Consider the following 16,116-nt stretch of genomic DNA (forward strand, 5'->3'; position numbering starts at 1 on the left):
GCGGACCGTCATCCGGCGCGCGAGATGCTCACCCAGGCGACCTGCACGTCACCGGCAGCGTCCCGCGGCGGCTTCTGCGGGGACACGGTCGCGGCCTGCAGGACGAGGTGCAGCGGCTTCTTCGGGATGTTCTGCGTCGTGGAGCTCACGACCACGCCGTCGACGAGGAAGGTGAGCTTCGTCGGCGTCCACTCGATCGAGTAGGTGTGCCAGGCGGAGAACGTCGTGCCGAGGTCCCGGTGCAGGCAGTTCGCGGCCGGGTTGCCCGGGCAGTGGTTCGAGAGCGTGACGTTGCCGTCGAGGGCGCCCTCGGGGAAGTCGACCTCCCCGTCCTCCCACGTGTTCGTGTCGGACCACAGCAGTCCGGCGAGCCCGTACCCCTTGACCGGGTCGGCGCGGAGCCGGATGTCGTACCGGCCGCTGGTCTGTCCGCCCCACCGACCGTCGACGAGCGGGATGAACGCGGCGCCGGTGGGCTGCCCCGAGGCGTCGGTGTGCATGTGCATGTCGAGCGTCCCGTCGGCCACCGACATGGCGGACTGTCGGTACATGCCCGCACCGCTCGTGTCGTTGAACCCGTCGTAGGCGACGAAGCGGTCCCCGTAGATCTTCATGAAGGCACCGGAGGCTGCCGGGGTCGTGAAGTCCTCACCGAAGGTGCGCGTCCACCCCGAGGCGGCGGCCGGCATGGCACCGCCGTCCTGCTGGTCCGACCCGGCACCGCTGTCCGGTGTCGTCGGGCGGGAGGGCACGGGTGCGGTCGTGGGCGCGGTCGACGGTGCGGTCGTGGGCTCGGTCGACGGCGCGGGCGCCGGCAGTGCTGCCGGGATGGTCGCCTTCCGGCACGCGAGCTGCTTGTCGGCCCCGTTCCTGACGTTCACCGCGACGACACACACCGACTGCGTGCCGGTCTTCGTCGTCGCGAGCGAGGTCGCGAACCCGTGGGCGCCGGTGACGCGGTGGACCCGGTTCACGTCGCTCCGCGTGACGTCGGTGCGCACGGTCCCGATCCTGGTGCCGCCGACGGTGACGGTGACGTCGCTGGAGGCGGACGACGTGTCGGGGTCGAACGCCCACCCACTGACCGTCACCGTGCCCGGCGTCGCGGTGACGCTGTCGAACGCGCCGACCGGGGAGGGGTTCCCGATGGTGACCGTCCGGCACCCCAGCGAGACGTCCTTGCCGCGGGTCAGGCTGCGGGCCGTGACGCAGAGCGACTGCTTGCCGTACTTCGTGGTGACGAGGGAGCTGCTGTACCCGTGGTTCCCGCGCACGCCGAGACGGCGGTTCACGTCAGCCCGCGCCGCCGCGGCGGGCACGGTGCCGGCGACGCTGCCGCCGACGGTGACCCGGACGCTCGTCGACGTCGCCGACTTCGCCCGGTCGAGCGCCCAGCCGCGGACCGTGACCTTGCCCAGGCCGGCGCCGACGCCGTCGATCGAGCCCGTCGGCGTCGCACTCGCGGCGAGCACCGGGGACGCGCTGAGCGTCGCGGCGACGACCGCCGCGACGGTGATGACGACGGCGAGGCGTCGGCGTGCGCGCCCACGGGCGAGGACCGTCCCGACGCCCGCTCGTCCCCGCTCCGCACCGGTGTTCGTCTGCATGTCCATGTGGTGATTCCCTGCCCCTGACCGACTGAAACGATCGGTACTGTACGGGCGCTCAAGTGCGCTCCGACAGCGTTTCGAACAGGTCAGCCCCGGACTGGGGACAGGTCTCCAGCACGCGGCCAGCGACGGGCGGGACGCCAGAGAAGCCCTGGTCAGCCCCGAACTGGGGGCAGACGCCTAGCGACCGAGCAGCGGCGCGCGGGACGCCATCCCCGCCGCGCTCGCCCGCGCCACGGCGTCGGGCAGGGCCGCCAGGAAGGCGTCGACGTCCGCGTCGGTCGAGGTGTGCCCGAGCGTCACCCGGAGGGCACCGCGGGCCTCGTCCTCGGACAGGCCCATGGCGAGCAGCACGTGGGAGGCCTCGGGCACGCCGGCCTGGCACGCGGAGCCGGTCGAGACGGCCACCCCGGCGGCGTCGAGGAGGAACAGGAGCGAGTCGCCCTCGCACCCCGGGAAGGTGAAGTGGGCGTTGCCCGGCAGCCGGTCGACCGGGTCGCCGCGGAGCACGGCGGTGGGCACGGCCTCGAGGACACCGGCCACCAGCCGGTCGCGCAGGGCGCGGACGTCGGCGTGTGGTGTCGCAGCCGCGATGCCGAACGCGATCGCCGCGGGGGCGTCCTGCGTGCCGCTGCGGACCTGGCGCTGCTGTCCGCCGCCGTGGATGAGCGGTTCGACCGTGGCGCGGCGACCGAGGACCAACGCGCCGATGCCGACCGGTCCCCCGATCTTGTGGGCGGACACGCTCATGGCGTCGAGGCCCGAGGCACGGAACGACAGCGGCACCTGGCCGTAGGCGGCGACCGCGTCGGCGTGCACCGGGACGCCCGCCGCGTGGGCGAGCTCGACGATCCGGGTGACCGGCTGGATCGTGCCGACCTCGTTGTTCGCCCACAGGAACGTGACCAGGGCGACGTCCGTGGCGGCGGCGAGCCGGGCCTCCAGGCCGTCGAGGTCGAGGTGACCCTGCGCGTCCAGCGGGACCACGTCGACGACCGCGCCGTCGTGGCGTTCGAGCCAGTCGACCGTGTCGACGGTGGCGTGGTGCTCCCCGGCCGCGACGACGATGCGGGGCCGCGGGCGGTCGACCTGTCGTGCCCAGAAGAGGCCCTTGACGGCGAGGTTGACGCTCTCGGTGCCACCGGAGGTGAAGACGACCTCGACGGGTTCGGCGTCGAGCGAGGCGGCGACGCGGGCGCGACCGTCCTCGAGCAGCATCTTGGCGCGCTGCCCGGCGCTGTGGATCGACGACGGGTTGCCGACCGTGGCGAGGGCGTCGGTGAAGGCGGCGAGCGCCTCGGGCAGGATCGGCGTCGTCGCTGCGTGGTCGAGGTAGACCGGCACTGGAGGACTCCCTTCGAGAGCGTTTTCAGGATACCTGCGTGTCCTCGTACCCTTGTCGGGTGCAGGAGATCGCGATCGACACCGTCCAGGGCCTCCACCTGGGTGAGGACGTCGCGCGTTTCGCGATGCGCTCGGCGACGGCGACGGCCGCCACCTTGGTGCTGGACCCCCGTCCTGACGGCTCGGTGGCGGAGCGACGGGTCGCGCTGACGCACGAGCCGGACTCCGACCAGTGGCACGCCGAGGTGGCGGACGTCCGCGTCGGTGACACCTACCACCTGCTCGTCGACGGCCCGACCGGCGGTCGACACGACTTCGACGGCGAGCGCCCGCTGCTCGACCCGTACGCCCGCGGCGTCGTCCGCGCTCCCGAGGGCGCGGCTGCCCGGTGGACGAGCGTGGTGGTCGACGACGCCTTCGACTGGGGTGACGTGCCGAAGCCGACGGTGCCGCTCGACCGGGTCGTCCTGTACGAGGCCAACGTCCGGACCCTGACGAGCGCGAACCCCGCCGTGCCGGAGCACCTCCGCGGGACCTTCGCCGGGGTGGCACACGAGAGCACAATCGCGCACCTGCAGCGGATCGGCGTGACGACGCTCGAGCTCCTGCCCGTGCAGGCGTTCGACACCGAGCACTGGCTGCAGCAGGCCGAGCGGGAGAACGCCTGGGGCTACAACACGCTCGGGTTCTTCGCCCCGCACGCCGGGTACGCGTCGTCGTCCGCGCGGGGAGCGGGAGCGGACGGGGTGCTCCGCGAGTTCAAGGGCATGGTGCGGCTGCTGCACGAGGCCGGCATCCAGGTCGTGCTCGACGTCGTCTACAACCACACGGCGGAAGAGGGGCTCGGGGGTCCGACCTCCTCGCTCCGCGGCATCGACGGCGCGAACCGGTACCGCTTCGCCGAGGACGACACCTACTACGACACGACGGGCTGCGGGAACACGCTCGACACCTCGGTCGAGGCCACCGCCGACCTCGTCGTGGACAGCCTGCGGTACTGGGCGCGCGAGATGCAGGTCGACGGCTTCCGCTTCGACCTGATGGCCGCGCTCGCCCGCGACGCCGACCACGTCTTCGACCCGGCACACCCGCTGCTCGAGCGCATCCGGCAGCACCCGGACCTGCAGGACGTCCTGGTCATCGCCGAGCCGTGGGACGTCGGTCCGGACGGCTGGCGCACCGGGGCGTTCGGTGCGGGGACGCTGGAGTGGAACGACGGCTTCCGCAACACGGTGCGGCAGTTCTGGCTGGCCGACGTCGGGCAGGAGCGTCGCAGTGGTGTCCCGGGTGCCGGGATCGGCGCGCTCGCGAACTCGCTGACGGGGTCGCGGAGCGTCTTCGACGTCACGCGCGGGCCGCTCGCCGGCGTGAACTTCGTCACCGCGCACGACGGCTTCACCCTGCACGACCTGGTGTCGTACGACGGCAAGCACAACGAGGCCAACGGCGAGGACAACCGCGACGGCTCGAACGACAACCGCTCGTTCAACCACGGCCACGAGGGCGCGACGGAGGACCGCGGCGTCCGGGCGGCCCGGGGGCGGTCGATGCGCAACCTGCTCGGCACGCTGTTCCTGTCCGCCGGCGTGCCGATGCTCACCGCCGGCGACGAGCGGAGCCGCACCCAGCACGGCAACAACAACGCGTACGTCGTCTCCGGCGACCTGGCCCCGGTCGACTGGTCGGACGACGAGGACGCCGAGTCGATGACCGAGGCCGTGGCCGCGCTGACCCGGCTGCGTGCCGCGCACCCGGCGCTGCGACCGTCGCGCTTCGGGGTCGAGGGCCAGGTGACGCCCTCTGCGTCGCGGATGACCTGGTACGGGCCCGACGGCGGTCCGATGACCGGCGAGTGGTGGGACCAGCCGATCCACCGCGCGCTGCAGTCCTTCATCGAGTCCACGCCGGAGCACGAGCCGTACGACCGGGTGCTCGTCGTGGTGCACGGCAGTGGGCGGACCCGGGACCTGACGCTCACCGTGCGGGAGGACGTGCTGGCGTACCGGCTGGCCTGGTCGAGCGAGAAGCACCGCGACCACGACCGGCACCGTCCCGCCGGCACGGTGTTCACGGCGTACGGGCCGGGCATCCACGTGTTCGAGGTGGTCTGAGGGACCTGGGTCGGGCCGGGCGGCGAGCGCGGTCGGCGCGGTCGGCGCGACCGGTTGGCGCAGTTGGCGCGGTCGGCGGGTCCTCCACGGGGTGTCCGACGCGCCGATCCGTCCACAGGGACACGCGTTCCGGGGAACACGGAGGGCCGCGCCGGGTAGCGTCTGCTCCGTGGCCACCGCAGACCGACCCCGGCGTCCGAAGATCGGGCGCATCCCGATCACCGAACTCACCCCGAGGACGCCCAACGGCTTCCCCGGCAAGGCCTTCGACGGCGAGGTGATCACGTTCGGCGCGACCGTCTTCCGGGAGGGCCACGGCGTGATCGGCGCCGACGTCGTCCTGGAACGACCCGACGGCGGGACGAGGACCGTCCCGCTGCGCCTCGCCGCCGCCGGCACCGACCGCTACGAGGCGACCGTCCAGGTCGACCACGTCGGCGTCTGGACCTGGCACGTCGAGGCCTACTCCGACGACTGGGCCTCCTGGCTCCACGGCGCCCGGCTGAAGATCGCCGCCGGCGTCGACACCGAGGCCACGCTGCTCGACGGCGCCGTGCTGCTCGACCGGCTGGCAGAGGAGACCGACTCCCCCGCCGCCACCCGTGCCGCCGCCCGCATGCGTGACACCGAGCTCGACGCAGCCGAACGCCTCGCCGCGGTCGACGACCCGCGCATCCTGTCCGAGGTCGAGGAGTCGCCCGTCACCTCGCTCCGCACCGACTCCCCCGTGCAGCTGCTCGACGTCGAGCGCACTCGTGCCGGTGTCGGCGCCTGGTACGAGTTCTTCCCCCGCAGCGAAGGCGCCAAGCGGAACGCCGACGGCTCCTGGAAGAGCGGCGACTTCCGCACCGCTGCCCGGCGCCTGCCCGCCGTCGCCCGGATGGGCTTCGACGTGATCTACCTGCCGCCGATCCACCCGATCGGGCACACCGCCAGGAAGGGCCCGAACAACACGCTCGACGCCGGTCCGAACGACCCCGGCAGCCCCTGGGCGATCGGGTCGGCCGAGGGTGGCCACGACGCCATCCACCCGGACCTCGGCACCGAGGACGACTTCCGCGACTTCGTCGAGACGGCGAAGAACACGGGGATGGAAGTGGCGCTCGACTTCGCGCTGCAGTGCTCCCCCGACCACCCGTGGGTCACCGAGCACCCGGAGTGGTTCACCACCCGGGCCGACGGCTCCATCGCGACCGCGGAGAACCCGCCGAAGCGCTACCAGGACATCTACCCGATCCAGTTCGACTCCGACCCCGAGGGCCTGGTCGTCGAGGTCGAGCGGGTCCTGCGTCACTGGATCGCGTTCGGCATCCGGATCTTCCGCGTCGACAACCCGCACACCAAGCCGCTCTGGTTCTGGGAGCGCGTCATCCGTGAGATCCGCGACGAGCACCCCGACACGGTGTTCCTCGCCGAGGCCTTCACCCGCCCGGCGATGATGCGGGCCCTGGCCGAGGCCGGCTTCCAGCAGTCGTACTCGTACTTCACGTGGCGCAACACGAAGGACGAGATCGCCGACTACTTCGACGAGCTCGCCCACGAGACCTCGGACTACCTCCGTCCGAACCTGTTCGTGAACACGCCGGACATCCTCACCGAGTTCCTGCAGTTCGGCGGCCGCGCCGGGTACAAGATCCGCGCTGCCCTCGCCGCGACGGGCGCCCCGACGTGGGGCATGTACGCCGGCTACGAGCTCTTCGAGGACGTCGCACGCCCGGGCTCCGAGGAGAACATCGACAACGAGAAGTACGAGTACAAGCCCCGCGACTTCGCCCTCGCCGAGGCCGAGGGCGCGAGCCTGGCGCCGTACGTCACGATGCTGAACCGCTTCCGGCAGGCGCACCCCGCGCTCCGCCAGCTGCGGAACCTGCACGTGCACGACAGCGAGGACGACGCGATCGTCGTCTACTCGAAGCACCTCCCCGGGCAGTTCATCCGCTCGGGCCGCGCCGACACCGTGATCGTCGTCGCGAACGTCGACCCCCACTCCGCCCGTGAGACCACGGTGCACCTCGACCTCGCTGCACTCGGACTCGACCCCGAGCAGTCGTTCGACGTCCGCGACGTCGTCACGGGTGCGCGCTGGGTCTGGGGATCGTCGAACTACGTCCGCCTGGACGCATTCCAGGAGCCCGTGCACCTGCTCGTCGTGGAAGGACCCCACCGATGACCGACCCCCACACCCCCGAGCTGCCCGAGCCCCGCGACCGCGGCCAGGGGCCGAGCGTGCCCCCGGTCCAGCCGCCGCCCCCGCCAGCACGCCAGCAGCACCCGGCGAAGCACGTCGACCCCGCTGCGGACGTCGACGCGCTCGACCCCGTCGACGCTGCGGACGCGGCCGGCCTGAGCGCCGGGTCCCCGGTCCCGAGCCGTCCGGTCCCCGCGCCGGTGCCGTCACGTGCTCCCCAGGCGACGCCGCGCACCGAACCGAGGACCTCGGCCCCCGGTGAGGACCTCCCCGGTGCGCGTCTGCCGCGTCGCGAGGCCCCCGACCGTGACGTCCCCGAGTCGGCGACGCTCGCCGGTGGGCTGGACACGACGCACCCCCGCCACGCCGACGCCGACGCCGACGCCGAGGACACCACCCCTGCGACCACCGCGCAGGACGTGGCGGATTCGGCGGCGGCCTCCGACCCGTCCGGCGCCACCAGCACCAGCACCAGCACCACGACCGATGCGGCCTCCGCGCCGGTCGAGCCCCGACCCGCTCCCCTCGAGGAGTGGCTGCGCCAGCAGGTCGCCGAGGGCCGCTGGTCCCAGCCCCACGATGTGCTCGGCCCGCACCCGGTCGACGGCGGCGCCAGCGTGCGCGTCGTCCGTCACCTCGCCGAAGCCGTCCGCATCGTCCGCCCCGACGGGGACGACATCGAGCTGACCCACGAGGGCGACGGCCTGTGGTCCGGCGCCACGACCGGCGAACTCGGCCGCTACCGCGTGGAGTCCGAGTACGTCGCGGACGACACCACGTGGACCAGCGACGACGCCTACCGGTTCCCGCCCACGCTCGGCGAACTCGACCTGCACCTGTTCGGTGAGGGCCGCGACGAGCAGCTCTGGAACCACCTCGGCGCCCACGTCACGACCGTCGACGGCGTCGACGGCGTCGCCTTCGCCGTCTGGGCACCGCGTGCCACCGCCGTCCGTGTGATCGGCGACTTCGAGGGCTGGGAGGGCCGCACCACCGCGATGCGCCGCCTGAACGACCTCGGCGTCTGGGAGCTGTTCTGGCCGGGTGCCCTCGACGGGCAGCGGTACAAGTTCCAGATCCTCACCGACGGCGGCTGGGTCGAGCGCGCCGACCCCTTCGCCCGTCGCGCCGAGGTCCCCCCGCTCACCGCGTCGGTCATCACGAGCTCCTCCTACGCCTGGTCCGACGGCGACCGGCAGTGGATGGCCGACCGCGCCGCCACGACCACGCACGACCGGCCCATGAGCGTCTACGAGGTCCACCTCGGCTCCTGGCGTCCGGGCCTGTCCTACCGCGACGTCGCCGACGAGCTCATCGGGCACGTGCAGCACCTCGGCTTCACGCACATCGAGTTCCTGCCGCTGTCCGAGCACCCGTTCGGTGGGTCGTGGGGGTACCAGGTCACCGGGTACTACGCCCCGACCTCCCGCTACGGCACGCCCGACGACCTCCGCTACCTGATCGACCGGCTGCACTCCGCCGGCATCGGCGTGATCATGGACTGGGTCCCCGGGCACTTCCCGAAGGACGAGTGGGCGCTGGCGAAGTTCGACGGCCACGCGCTGTTCGAGCACCCGGACCCCCGCCGAGGTGAACAGCTCGACTGGGGCACCTACGTGTTCGACTTCGGGCAGCCGCAGGTGAAGAACTTCCTGGTCGCGAACGCGCTGTACTGGATGGAGGAGTTCCACATCGACGGCCTCCGCGTGGACGCCGTCGCCTCGATCCTGTACCTCGACTACTCCCGCACCGAGTGGCTGCCGAACATCCACGGCGGACGCGAGAACCTCGAGGCGATCTCGTTCCTGCAGGAGACCAACGCCACCGCGTACAAGCGCTACCCGGGCATCGTCATGATCGCCGAGGAGAGCACCTCGTGGCCGGGCGTCACCCAGCCCACCAGCGCCGGCGGACTCGGTTTCGGGCAGAAGTGGAACATGGGGTGGATGCACGACTCGCTCGAGTACGTGCAGCGCGACCCGGCCTACCGCTCGTACCACCACGACGAGCTGACGTTCTCGTTCGTGTACGCGTTCAGTGAGCAGTTCACGCTGCCGATCAGCCACGACGAGGTCGTGCACGGCAAGGGCTCCCTCTACGGCAAGATGCCCGGCGACGAGTGGCAGAAGCTCGCCAACGTGCGCGCCTACCTCGCGTTCATGTGGTCGCACCCCGGCAAGCAGCTGCTGTTCATGGGCCAGGAGTTCGCCCAGATCGGCGAGTGGTCCGAAGCCCGCGGGCTCGACTGGTGGCACCTCGACGACCCGGGCCACCGTGGCGTGCAGGACCTCGTCGCCGAGCTCAACAGCGTGTACAAGGACACCCCGGCGCTGTGGACGCACGACAGCACCGCCGAGGGCTTCGAGTGGCTCGAGGGCGGCGACGCTCCCCACGCCACGATCGGGTTCCTGCGCAAGGCCGGTGACGAGCGCCTCGCGGTGTTCGTGAACTTCTCCGGCGTGCCCGTCGAACGGCGGTTCGGACTGCCGACCGCTGGCGAGTGGCACGAGGTCCTCAACACCGACGCGGCGGAGTACGGCGGGTCCGGGGTGGGCAACCTCGGCGTCGTCACCGCCGAGGACGTCCCGTGGGCCGGTCGCCCGGCCTCGGCGAACCTCGTGGTGCCCCCGCTCGGTGCCGTCTGGCTGAAGCTCGCCCAGTAGCCCACCAGGGCAGCCGCGAACGCGCGAAGGAGGTCGGTACCCCGACCCCCTCCGCGCGTTCGTCTGTGTACCGCAGTGCGCCCTGCGGAGGTCTCGCAGCAGGTCGTCTCAGGCGCGGCGAGTCGGATCGCACGTGGACAGCCCGGACACCTGACCCCCCACGCGCGTTCTCACATCCCATCGCACCCGTCATGGGTCCAACCGTCCACCGCGACGGACGGGAGGCTCGGTGCCAGCTGGCACCGAGCCTCCCGTCCGTCACTGGTGCACACCGCGGGACGCCCCCGCGGGGTCAGTACAGCGCGCTCGCCAGGCGGCGGCGAGCCGCCACGACGCGCGGGCCCTCCGCACCGATCAGCTCGAAGTACTCGACGAGCCGGACGCGGAGCGACTCACGCTCGTCGCCGAACACCGTCGGCACCAGGTCGAGCAGCCGCCCGAAGGCGTCCTCGACATGCCCACCGCTGATGTCGAGGTCGGCGACGGCGAGCTGTGCCTGGACGTCGTGCGGCCCGGCGCCCGCGGCAGCGCGGATGTCGTCGGCGGTGCGGCCGGCGAGCCGGTCGAGGAGCGACACCTGCGCCAGTCCCGCGACGGCCATCTGGTCGTGCGGATCCTGCAGGATGGCGGTCTTGTACTCCTGGATCGCGGTGGCGTAGTCGCCCTGCTCGATGGCGTCGTACGCGGCCTGGTGGTGCGGCGGCAGCGGCTCCGGTTCGGGCTCGCCCTGCTCGACGGCCTCGGGGTCGACACCGGCACCGTCGACGGTCACGCGCCCGGACACGCCGTTCTGCTCGGCGGCCTGGAGCACCTGCTCGAAGACGTCCCGGACCTCGGCCTCGGGCAACGCCCCGACGAACAGCCCCAGCGGGCGTCCGGCGATGACGGCGGCCACGGTCGGGATCGACTGCGCCTGGAAGGCCTGCACGAGCTGCGGGTTCGTGTCGGCGTCGACCTTGGCGAGCAGGACGCGGCCGTCGTACTCTGCGGTCAGCCGTTCGAGGATCGGCGAGAGCTGCTTGCACGGCCCGCACCACTCGGCCCAGATGTCCACGATCACGGGGACGACGGTCGAGAGCTGCAGGACGTCCTGGAAGCTCTGGTCGGTGACGTCGATGACCAGCGACGGGACGGTCAGGTCACCGGCGGTCTCACTGCCGGGGACGCCGGCACCGGGGGCTCCGGTACCGGCGGCACCGGGAACGGCACCGGGGCCTGCTGCACCGGTCGGTTGTCCTGCCGGTCGCTGGGCACGCTCGACCAGGGACGACAGGTCGACGGCTCCGCGGAGTCCGGACGGGGTCGGGGGGACGTTCGTCATTGCACCTCACTCGCTGCGATCAGGCCCTGGGTGAACCCGAGCAGGACCATCTTGTCGTCCGACCCGACGGCCGGGACGGAGAAGAGCAGCTGGACGCCGTAGGTGGCGCTCACGCCCTTCTTGCTGGAGTCGACACCGGACAGGGCCTTCACGGCACCCTCGGTGTTGACGGACGCTCCGGAGGCCGTCGGCGTGACCTTCTCGATCTCGTCGAGGCTGACCGACACCAGCGCGCCGGCGCCGTTCGTCGCCAGGGCGATCGCACTGCCGTCCGGCGACTCGGACGAGTACTCGATCTTGGCGGTGTCGGGCAGGGCCTCGGACTTCTTGTCCTTGTAGTCCTTGCCGATCTTGGGCCGCAGGTCGTCGCCGTCGCTCTGGAACAGGTCGGCGTACTCGCTGTCGGCGTCCTTCGACAGGACGTCCCCGTAGGCCGTGGCGACCTGGTCGGGGGCGATCGTCAGGAGCGGGGAGTCCGACTTGAGCTGCGCGGTGCCGATCGACACGGGCGCGACGGAGGGCAGGGTGGCGTCGGCCTCGAGCGAGACGTCGTACATGACCTTGTAGTCGTCGCGTGCCGACTCCTGCACGAGCGTGAGTGCCTGCGGCGCCGTCTTCTGGTCGGAGGGGTCCGACGTCACGACGAACACCGTGCGGGGCCAGCTGTCGGTCTGCTGCGGGAGCGCGACCGAGACGTCGGCGGCCGAGATCGTCGGCGGGGCCTGGACGTCCTGGTCGGCGTCGCGGATCGTGTAGTTGGCCTTGCGGAGGTCGAGCGCGGGCCCGCCGAACCGGGTGGCCGCGAGGTCAGCGTCCTTGTCGGTGTCCGCCTTCGACGCGACCTCGGCCACGCGCTGGACGACGCGGGTGATCTGCTGCCGGGTGGCGGCGGTCGGTTCGGCCTGCTCGGCCGCTCCCGTCGCCGAGGCACTCGGGGTCGGGGTCGCCGCGACGCCGCCCTGGGGCCAGTACTCCGACGAGCACCCGGCGAGCGACAGCGCACCGACCAGGACGATCGGCACCGCGATCAGCGACCGACGGCCCCGACGGGACCTGGCGGGCACCTGGGCACCGGCGGCGGCAGCGCGGCGCGAGGCTCGGACGCGGGGAGGACGCGTCCCGCCACTGCGACGGCGCGGCCCGCGGGATCGGCGCTGGTGCAGGAACGCCCAGACCAGCAGCACGATGCCGCCGAGCACGAAGACGCCGCCGGCGGTCATGAGCGGTCCGACGGAGGGGGTGGAGGTGTCGCGCGGCCAGGTGACCGAGACGTCCGACGGCGCTGCCGACGACCCCTCGCCGACGATGAGCACGGAGACGTCGTCGGGCAGCCGGACGGTGAACTGGCCGGCGTCGTCGTACTCCTGGTACCAGAGGTCGCTGCCCTTCGGGTCCGGCACGGTGGTGTCGCTGCCGGCGGTCCTGGCGATCAGTCGGGACTGGTCGGCGTCGTAGCGGAGGGTCCGGTGGCGGGCGTCGCCCACCCAGGCGTCGACGTCGGACGTCTTGCCGTAGGCGGCGAAGACCTTGCCGGAGCCGGACACGGTGATCCGCTGGTAGCCGGGGTTCGCGTTGAGCACGGACCCGGGGATGACGGTCACGGGGGCCTTGGTGGTCGAGGACGTCTGCGCGACGATCGAGGACGGCGGAGCGAAGACCGTCCGCTCGGCGACCCCCAGGCCGACGAGCAGCAGCCCGATCACGAAACTGACGATCGCCAGGACGAATCGCACGGAACTCTCTCCCTCCGCGCCGGGGTGGGGGGATCGGCGCGAATCAACGCCCCAGGGTACGCGAGAACCACTGGGAGGCGCATCCCGTCACGCTGTCCGCGAGCACAGCCCTGCTCATCGGGGCACCACTACAATCGGGGCGCGGGCGGCACCGGGCCGCCCGAGTGGACCAGTGGGAGCGACACGTGGCGAACGACGAGGCAGAGTTCGGGACCGAGCTGCGGGGCTACCGCAAGGACGAGGTCGACCGGGCGCTGAACGACCTCCGTCGTGGACTCATCAAGTCGAACACCGACCGCGCCGAGGCCGCAAAGGAGATCCGTCTCCTGCAGTCCCGCGTCTCGGACATGCAGAGCGAGCTCGACGAGGCCGGCACCCCCACGTACAGCGGGCTCGGCACCCGCCTCGAGTCGACCCTCCGCGTCGCCGAGGAGCAGTCCACGCGGCTCATCGCCCAGGCCGACATCGATGCCCAGCGCCTCCGCGCCTCGAGCCGCTCCGAGGCCGACCGCACCGTCCGCGAAGCCCAGGAAGAGGCGCGCGAGACGCTCGAGGACGCCAGGACCCGTGCGACGAACGAACTCGCCCGCGCCCGCGCAGAGTCGGGTGACACCGTGGAGCGTGCCCGCGCCGAAGCGGGCATGCTCACCCAGGACGCCCGCAACGAGGCCGCCGCGATGCGCGGCGCCGCCGTCACCGAGGCCGCCGAGACCCGCTCGGTCGCCATCCGCGAGACGAACGCACTCCGCGCCCGCGCCGAGCACGAGGTCGCCGAACTGCGCGAACTCGCCCAGCGCGAGGCGGCCGCCGCCCGTGGCGCCGCAGCCGACCTCGACCGCGAGACCGAGCACCGTCGCAGCGTGTTCGAGGCCGACCATGCCCGCCGCGTCGAGGACCTCGACCGCGACGAGCGCACCCGCCGCGAAGCCCTCGGGCGTGAGGTCACCGACGGCCGCGCCGCCTGGGAGCACGAGCACACGGAGCGCCACCGTGCCTTCGAACTCGAGCTCGAGACCGGGCGCGCCGACCTGGCCTCCGAGGTCGAGGCCCGGCGCGCCGAGCTCGCCGCCGAACTGGCCGACCGCCGCCGGGAGCACGACGAGGACCTCGCCGCCGCCCGCGCCGGGTGGGAGCGCGAGCTCGCCTCGGCGCGCGCCGCCCTCGCGCAGGAAGCCGATGCCGTCCACGCGCAGCTGCAGGTCGACCAGGAGCAGACCGCCGCCGAGAACGACCGCCTGCTCCAGGAGTCCGCGACACGGATCGCCCGCGAGACCGAGGAGCACCGCGAGCGCATCGACCGCGAGCGCGCCGAGGCCCTCGCCGCCGCCCAACGCGCCGCCCAGGACCACGACGCCGAGCTGGCCGCCCGACGCGAGCGCGAGCACGCCGAGGTCGACTCCGAGATCGCCGAGCGTCGCAGCGCCGAACTCGGCACGCTCGAAGCCGAGCGGACCGCCCTGCGGCAGGAGATCGACACCGCGAGGGCCGGCCTGGCGAAGGAGCGCGACGAGGCCCTCGCCGAGATCGCCCGTGAGCGCGACGAGGCCCGGACGACCCTGGAGTCCGAGCTCGCCGCCCGTCGTGACGACGCCGAGCAGGACTACCTGCAGAAGCACCACGAGACCGTCACGGAGACCCAGCGCTACCTCGACGAGGCGAACCTGCAACTCGCCGAGGCCACCCGTCGGGCGACCGAGGCCCGCGAACGCGCCGAGCAGCTCCGACAGGAGGCCAACGACCTCGAGCGCACCAGCACCTCCGACGCCGAGGAGCACGCCCGCCGGCTCCTGGCGGACGCGCAGGAGCGCGCGCACCAGCTCGTCGCCGAGGCCGAGGAGCGCTCCGCCAACCAGATCGCCGAGGCCGAGGACCGGCTCGCCGCGATCCGGACCGAGCGCGAAGCGGTCGCCGGCTACCTGGAGAACCTGCGAGGCGTCCTGTCGCACGCCGCCGGCGTCGTCGAGGACGCCCCGACGCGGGTGGTCGCGACCGACTCCTGAGGCGACCCGACCTGGAGGCCCGACCCGGTCCTCCAGGTCGGCGCACCTCCGCACCGTGGTGCGGTGCTCAGCGCGGCCAGTGGGTCGGCAGCGGTGCCGACCCCGGGACGACCAGGTCCGCGACGGCGTCGAGGACGACGCGGACGTACCGCTCCCCCACCCAGAGGTGCTTCGCACCCGCCACCGGCACGACGCGGACGTTCGGCGCGACGGCGAACCGCCGGGCGGCGTCGTCGGGCTGCAGGAAGTCGTCGTGCTCGGGCACCAGGGCGACCACCGGCACGTCGACGGCGGCCCAGCGGGCGAGTTCCGCGTCGCTCGTGCGGTGCAGCGGCGGCGAGAGCAGGACGACCCCGGCGACGGTGCCGCCCTCGACGTGTTCGAGCGCGTGCTTGAGGATCACCTCGGTCCCGAAGGACCACCCGACCAGCCACGGCGTCGGGAGCCCGCGTGCGGTGACGTCGGCAACGGCGGCGCGGAGGTCGAAGCCCTCGGAGACGCCCTCGCCGAAGGTCCCCTCGGAGGTGCCACGCGGTGAGGTGACCGAGCGGAAGTTGAAGCGGAGCACCGCGATGTCGGCGAGCTCGGGCAGCCGAGCTGCCGCCTTCTTCAGGACGTGCGAGTCCATGAAGCCCTGCGCGGTGGGCAGCGGGTGCAGGGTGACGATCGTGCCGCGCGCGGGGCGGCCCTGCGGTTCGGCGAGCTCCCCCACCAGGGTGAGGTGGTCGTCGGTGACGAGCTCGACGTCGGTCCGGACGGCGGGCAGCACCGTCGCCGACCGGATCTCGGTGTCCGCGGCGGCCGGGTCGACGTCGGTCATGCCGTCCTCCAGCAGTGGTTGTGCCAGTGCCGGCGCGACGCCAGGTCGGCGGCATCGCCGAGGACCCCGTCAGCGCGCCACACGACGACGTGCGCGACGCCGGGCTCGATCGTCAGACCGCAGCCCGGGCAGAGGTACTCCTTCTGCGCGGACGCTGCCGAGATCGGCTGGACGGCGTACTCGCGACCACGACGGACCTCCGTGCGCTTCCAGCCGCTCATGAGGCGGTCGAGGCCGAAGGGTTCTTCGACGTCCTCGACCCGAGCGCCGTCGGTTCGACCCTTCGGTCGCCGCGGCCGGTTGCTGCGCGGCACTGGTGGGGGCTG

At 72.6% G+C, this 16,116-nt stretch carries 10 protein-coding genes; 4 read left to right on the plus strand and 6 right to left on the minus strand.

The genetic code is table 11. The annotated features are described in order from the left end of the window. Positions 1 to 8: 8 nt before the first annotated feature. The gene (locus OVA28_RS15025) at positions 9 to 1,613 is read right to left on the minus strand and encodes a glycoside hydrolase family 16 protein (protein ID WP_268097518.1); all 1,605 of its coding nucleotides are present in this window, start codon (positions 1,611 to 1,613) and stop codon (positions 9 to 11) included. A 177-nt stretch (positions 1,614 to 1,790) separates the two neighbouring features. After that, entirely contained in the window at positions 1,791 to 2,954 is a 1,164-nt protein-coding gene (locus OVA28_RS15030) for a cysteine desulfurase family protein (protein WP_194660302.1), read from the minus strand. Positions 2,955 to 3,013: 59 nt separating this feature from the next. Here OVA28_RS15030 and OVA28_RS15035 point away from each other — a divergent pair, with 59 nt between their 5' ends. The 3 genes from OVA28_RS15035 (at position 3,014) to glgB (ending at position 9,916) form a co-directional block, all read left to right on the plus strand. Beyond that, positions 3,014 to 5,065: a glycogen debranching protein gene (locus OVA28_RS15035; RefSeq protein WP_268097519.1), complete on the plus strand. Its 2,052-nt coding sequence runs from the start codon at positions 3,014 to 3,016 to the stop codon at positions 5,063 to 5,065. Positions 5,066 to 5,234: 169 nt separating this feature from the next. Then, positions 5,235 to 7,235: an alpha-1,4-glucan--maltose-1-phosphate maltosyltransferase gene (locus tag OVA28_RS15040; protein WP_268097520.1), complete on the plus strand. Its 2,001-nt coding sequence runs from the start codon at positions 5,235 to 5,237 to the stop codon at positions 7,233 to 7,235. Continuing rightward, positions 7,232 to 9,916 (plus strand): 1,4-alpha-glucan branching protein GlgB, encoded by a 2,685-nt coding sequence (gene glgB / locus OVA28_RS15045; protein ID WP_268097521.1) that lies wholly within the window; start codon positions 7,232 to 7,234, stop codon positions 9,914 to 9,916. Before OVA28_RS15040 ends, glgB begins: the two co-directional genes overlap by 4 nt. A gap of 292 nt (positions 9,917 to 10,208) precedes the next feature. Here the strand turns inward: glgB and OVA28_RS15050 are convergent, their stop codons facing one another. After that, positions 10,209 to 11,237 carry a tetratricopeptide repeat protein gene (locus tag OVA28_RS15050; RefSeq protein WP_268097522.1) on the minus strand — a complete coding sequence of 343 codons (1,029 nt, stop codon included), beginning with the start codon at positions 11,235 to 11,237 and terminating at the stop codon, positions 10,209 to 10,211. Then, positions 11,234 to 12,970, minus strand: coding sequence for a hypothetical protein (locus tag OVA28_RS15055; RefSeq protein WP_268097523.1), 1,737 nt, complete (start codon positions 12,968 to 12,970; stop codon positions 11,234 to 11,236). Before OVA28_RS15055 ends, OVA28_RS15050 begins: the two co-directional genes overlap by 4 nt. Positions 12,971 to 13,155: 185 nt before the next feature. Between OVA28_RS15055 and OVA28_RS15060 the strand changes: the two genes are divergently transcribed. Next, complete coding sequence (locus tag OVA28_RS15060) at positions 13,156 to 14,970, plus strand: hypothetical protein (protein WP_268097525.1); 1,815 nt, start codon at positions 13,156 to 13,158, stop codon at positions 14,968 to 14,970. A gap of 67 nt (positions 14,971 to 15,037) precedes the next feature. On the opposite strand, the gene OVA28_RS15065 is transcribed toward OVA28_RS15060, so the two are convergent. Together OVA28_RS15065 and OVA28_RS15070 are read right to left on the minus strand one after the other, a co-directional pair. Continuing rightward, the gene (locus OVA28_RS15065; protein ID WP_268097526.1) at positions 15,038 to 15,790 is read right to left on the minus strand and encodes an alpha/beta hydrolase; all 753 of its coding nucleotides are present in this window, start codon (positions 15,788 to 15,790) and stop codon (positions 15,038 to 15,040) included. Continuing rightward, the gene (locus OVA28_RS15070; RefSeq protein WP_194660296.1) at positions 15,787 to 16,104 is read right to left on the minus strand and encodes a hypothetical protein; all 318 of its coding nucleotides are present in this window, start codon (positions 16,102 to 16,104) and stop codon (positions 15,787 to 15,789) included. The genes OVA28_RS15065 and OVA28_RS15070 overlap by 4 nt, the downstream gene beginning before the upstream one ends. Positions 16,105 to 16,116: the final 12 nt, after the last annotated feature.

The sequence above is a fragment of the Curtobacterium sp. SL109 genome (assembly GCF_026672405.1).
Taxonomy (GTDB): Bacteria; Actinomycetota; Actinomycetes; order Actinomycetales; family Microbacteriaceae; genus Curtobacterium.